This window comes from Pseudoduganella buxea, assembly GCF_009720835.1.
GTDB lineage: Bacteria > Pseudomonadota > Gammaproteobacteria > Burkholderiales > Burkholderiaceae_D > Rugamonas > Rugamonas buxea.
In genome coordinates this window covers 1-420 of sequence record NZ_WNKZ01000266.1, presented here as the reverse complement: position 1 = coordinate 420, position 420 = coordinate 1, and the positions used below count along the sequence as shown (strand labels likewise).

Annotated in this window: 1 protein-coding gene; it reads left to right on the top strand. The window is 74.8% G+C overall.

All coding sequences use genetic code 11. The features are described 5' to 3' along the window. A partial coding sequence (locus tag GM672_RS27910; protein ID WP_155473710.1) for an ATP-binding cassette domain-containing protein occupies positions 1–420 on the top strand: 420 nt, incomplete at both ends.

Sequence of the window (420 nt, the reverse complement as noted above, 5' to 3'; positions counted from 1 at the left end):
CCGCGCCATCGACCGACCCGCAGGCTCCCGCGCAGCGTCTCTCCGGCGGCGAGCTGGCGCGCGTGGCGCTGGCCGGCGCCTTCCTGTCCGGCGCCGACACGCTGGTGCTGGACGAACCCACCAATCACCTCGACGCGGCAGGCCGCGCCTGGCTGATGGCGCGGCTGCGGCAGTGGCGCGGCGCCGCCATCGTCGTCAGCCATGATCGGGGCTTGCTGGCGCTGGCGGACGGCATCGTCGAACTGGCCGGCGGTGCCCTGCGCGCCTACGGCGGCAACTACAGCCTGTATGAAAGAATGCGCGATGCCGAGGCAACGGCGGCACGGGCCGTGCTGGAACACGCGCGCGTCGAACGGGGTGCCGGCCTGCGCGCCCTACGCCGGCAGCACGACGCAAGGCAGGCCCGCACGGCGCGCCAGG